The organism is Streptomyces sp. NPDC048434, from assembly GCF_043200375.1.
Classification (GTDB): domain Bacteria; phylum Actinomycetota; class Actinomycetes; order Streptomycetales; family Streptomycetaceae; genus Streptomyces.
Window position 1 is genome coordinate 1 of the sequence record NZ_JBICXQ010000082.1, and the last position, 3,677, is coordinate 3,677.

The 3,677-nt window shown below is 67.9% G+C and carries 4 protein-coding genes and 1 pseudogene; all 5 read right to left on the reverse strand.

Features of this window, described 5'->3' with window-relative positions; genetic code table 11:
- Positions 1–64: 64 nt before the first annotated feature.
- The 5 genes and pseudogenes from ACGFWI_RS38870 to ACGFWI_RS38890 all read right to left on the reverse strand — a co-directional run bounded on the left by ACGFWI_RS38870 (position 65) and on the right by ACGFWI_RS38890 (position 3,596).
- Positions 65–376 (reverse strand): SCO5918 family protein, encoded by a 312-nt coding sequence (locus tag ACGFWI_RS38870; RefSeq protein WP_393910784.1) that lies wholly within the window; start codon positions 374–376, stop codon positions 65–67.
- 49 nt (positions 377–425) lie between these two features.
- Positions 426–830 (reverse strand): hypothetical protein, encoded by a 405-nt coding sequence (locus ACGFWI_RS38875; protein ID WP_393910785.1) that lies wholly within the window; start codon positions 828–830, stop codon positions 426–428.
- A gap of 46 nt (positions 831–876) precedes the next feature.
- Positions 877–2,127, reverse strand: a pseudogene (locus tag ACGFWI_RS38880) (DEAD/DEAH box helicase); the annotation flags it as partial.
- 384 nt (positions 2,128–2,511) lie between these two features.
- Positions 2,512–2,715, reverse strand: a complete 204-nt coding sequence (locus ACGFWI_RS38885) for a cold-shock protein (protein ID WP_076967088.1) — start codon at positions 2,713–2,715, stop codon at positions 2,512–2,514.
- 542 nt (positions 2,716–3,257) lie between these two features.
- Complete coding sequence (locus ACGFWI_RS38890; protein WP_326610740.1) at positions 3,258–3,596, reverse strand: MerR family transcriptional regulator; 339 nt, start codon at positions 3,594–3,596, stop codon at positions 3,258–3,260.
- Positions 3,597–3,677 lie beyond the last annotated feature (81 nt).

Sequence of the window (3,677 nt, forward strand, 5' to 3'; positions counted from 1 at the left end):
GACCGGCCCCTGCCGGTCGGACCCTCACTCGTTGTTCTGGTGGCGGCTCGCGCCCGCTCGTCGGTCAGACGGCGGCAGGGGCGCCGAGCATCGCGGAAGCCTGCTGGAACGGGGTGGGGAGACGTTTGGGCGCGGCGGCCTGGCGGAGGCCAGGGCAGGTGAAGCCGAGCTGAGTCATGGCCCGGAGAACTTCACCGGCGCTGAAATCGCGGCGGTCCTGGTGCGTGATGGCCTGCCCGACCTGCTTGACCGGGTAGGTGCGGCGGCCGATGATCACGGACTCGCCGATGACCTGTTCGGGCTTGATGCCCTTCATGGATTCCAAGACGCCGCTCTTGGTGAGGTCGAACGGGAAGCGGGCGATGACACAGCGCATGATGCCTCACAGGGAGAAGAAGGGGACGGTTCTACCGCGGTGAGGCGGTTCAGTGGGCAAGGGCGAGGAGGCCCCGAGCGCTGTCCTGGTCTTCGACGACCGGCATTGCAGCGAGCCGGCGGCCCAGGGCTGCGTGCTCGGCTTCGGCGGTCGTGGTCACGGGTGAGGTGAACGGCCCACTGCCGCCGAGGATGTCGCGCAGTTGGACCCGGTCCGTGTACGCGGGGCTGTCACGGACTGCGGTGAGCTGGCCCTGGGTGACCAGTTGGGTGCACAGGCTGTCGTTGTCGCAGACGAACAGGTGCCCGGTGCGGGCGCCGGCCATGACGCACAGAGCGACTTCGATGGTCATGTCGTCGCAGACCTGCAGTGCGCCTGAGTCCATTGCTTCCGCCGCAGTCCTGTGTGCGGGGGTGACGTTCGTCGAGCGGGGCCGCATCTGAACCAGCGTCAATAGGTGCCTCCTGCAGTGGTGGGTCAGTTTCCTGATCATGAGGTTTCTAGGCCGCCGCCGCGTCGAAGGAGGTCTGCCGCACGGTCCTGCGCAGGGCAGCCGAGGCGGGGCTGCGTCGGCCGCGTGAGGCCGCGCTGCGCTTACGCCGCTCGGTCACCGGCGCGGTGATCGTGACGGGGATACCGGAGGGCGCCTGGGCACCGGTGATCTGACTCAGCGCCTCTTCGCCGACGCGGATCTGGGTGGTCTGGGGCACGATCCCGGCGGCGGTCATGAGACGGCTCATGTCGCGGCGCTGGTTGGGGGTGACCAGGGTGACGACGCTGCCTGACTCGCCGGCCCGCGCGGTGCGGCCGCCGCGGTGGAGGTAATCCTTGTGGTCGGTCGGTGGGTCAATATTGACGACCAGGTCCAGGTTGTCCACGTGGATGCCGCGGGCGGCGACGTTCGTGGCGACGAGCACGGTGACGTGCCCGGTCTTGAACTGAGTCAGGGTCCGGGTTCGCTGCGACTGGGCCTTCCCGCCGTGCAGTGCGGCGGCCCGCACCCCGCTGGCCAGCAGGTGGTCGGTGAGCTTGTCCACAGCACGCTTGGTGTCCAGGAACATGATCACCCGGCCGTCGCGGGCCGCGATCTCGGTGGTCGTTCGGTTCTTGTCCGCGCTGTGCACGTGCAGCACGTGGTGCTCCATCGTGGTGACCGCGCCGGCGGACGGGTCGACGGAGTGGACGACCGGGTCAGTGAGGTAACGGCGGACCAGAAGGTCGACGTTGCGGTCGAGGGTGGCCGAGAACAGCATCCGCTGGCCCTCGGGGCGCACCTGGTCCAGGAGCGCGGTGACCTGGGGCATGAAGCCCATGTCGGCCATCTGGTCGGCCTCGTCCAGGACGGTGATCGAGACCTGGTTCAGCCGGCAGTCACCGCGGTCGATCAGGTCCTTGAGCCGGCCCGGCGTGGCCACGACGACTTCGGCGCCGCCCCGCAACGCGTTGGCCTGCCGGCCGATCGACATGCCGCCGACGACGGTGGCCAGGCGCAGCTTCACCGAGCGGGCGTAGGGGGTGAGCGCGTCGGTCACCTGCTGGGCCAGCTCACGCGTCGGGACGAGGATCAGGGCCAGCGGCTGGCGGGGCTCGGCGCGCCGGCCTGCGGTGCGGGCCAGCAGGGCCAGGCCGAAGGCGAGGGTCTTGCCAGATCCGGTGCGCCCGCGTCCCAGGACGTCGCGGCCCGCGAGAGTGTTGGGCAGGGTCGCACCCTGGATCGGGAACGGGACGCTCATGCCCTGCGCGGTCAGAAAGCGGGGCCGCCGGTTCGGCGGGTCCGGGAGGTGCGGTCGTTCGTACGTGTGGGATTCATTTGAGAACCTTCCTCGATACGGCACATATCAAGGAATTCTCGCAGCGGAAGAGCAGCGCGGGGAATCACAAGAAGGGGCCGAAATGGAATGCAAAAGAGAATTCGCCATGCAGTGAAACTGGTGCGGGACGCAGGCGATGAAATGGGTGACGTCATATCGGCGTGAGATCCCGGACGTCGATGGGTGCGGCCCGGGAAAGGCGTGCCCCCTGCTGAAGAGCTGGGGGCGGTTCTGTCCCACAGGAGGCATCACTGAGAGAAATGCCCGTAGCTGGGGCCCACACCCCGAGGGATGCGGGCCCCAGCTACGAAGTGCGCGTCAGCGTCAGGCGGGAACGATGTTCTCGGCCGTCGGGCCCTTCTGGCCCGGTGCGATGTCGAAGGTGACCTTCTGGCCTTCGAGCAACTCGCGGAAGCCCTGGGCGGCGATGTTCGAGAAGTGGGCGAACACGTCAGCACCTCCGCCGTCCTGCTCGATGAAGCCAAAGCCCTTGGCCGCGTTGAACCATTTCACAGTGCCAGACGCCATGTCATATCTCCTTGTGGGGCAGTACGCCGGCACCCGCAATCCACGGATACCGGGTCGCCGCGATGATGCCCCGCCCGGAGAACAACCGGAAATACAAAACGCTTCCCGCAGCTAAATGCTGGCGTAAGCGTTGAAGTTTTTGGGAACCACAACTGCAACTGGGACCGACAGTAGCACGCGGCAGTGGCCCGCGTACGGCCGATAGAGCCAATTCGTTCGCTGCGATAAACACGCTGTCCGCGCGACATATTTAACCCTCGTCTCGCGGCAATAGATATTGCCCCATCCGCAACACAGTGTTCCAGCAAGAGCGGTCGTCACATACGCCTCGGCGGGCACAACTACTGCAGCGGCACCCTCCTCCGCCCGACGGCGGCCCATGAGCCCGTCCCGCCGCATTCAGGTCCGCTCGCACATGCCCTGGATCCCGCCATCATCGCCTGATGGCCGGCGGCCATCGTTCGTGGCGTATCAGTCGGGAGGGCAGCCCGCCCGGGGCCCGGCCCGCAGCACGCTCCGCGCGCAGGCGGGGCCGGGCCGCTTCAGCCTGCGGTCGTCGGGTTCTCCGAGGCGGCGGCGCGGCGGTATTCGGCGTTGATGCGCTGGGCTTCTTCGAGCTGGTCTTCGAGGATGACGATGCGGCAGGCGGCCTCTATGGGGGTGCCCTGGTCGACGAGCTCCCGGGCGCGGGCGGCGATGCGCAGCTGGTAGCGGGAGTAACGGCGGTGGCCGCCCTCGGAACGCAGCGGGGTGATGAGGCGGGCTTCACCGACGGCGCGGAGAAAGCCCTGCGTGGTACCGAGCATCTCGGCGGCCCGGCCCATCGTGTAGGCGGGATAGTCGTCGTCGTCGAGACGGCCGAAGGAGTCGTCTGCTGTCATTTGCGCCTCTCTGTGGAACGCGTGGAGGGGCCCGGGTGGCGGATGGCACCCCGGCCCCCAACGAACAGCAACACCAAAAGC

Bases quoted from the DNA above. Each gene is read 5' to 3' on its own strand.
- ACGFWI_RS38890 (WP_326610740.1), bottom strand. From the start codon at position 3,596: ATGACAGCAGACGACTCCTTCGGCCGTCTCGACGACGACGACTATCCC.
- ACGFWI_RS38870 (WP_393910784.1), bottom strand. From the start codon at position 376: ATGCGCTGTGTCATCGCCCGCTTCCCGTTCGACCTCACCAAGAGCGGC.
- ACGFWI_RS38885 (WP_076967088.1), bottom strand. From the start codon at position 2,715: ATGGCGTCTGGCACTGTGAAATGGTTCAACGCGGCCAAGGGCTTTGGC.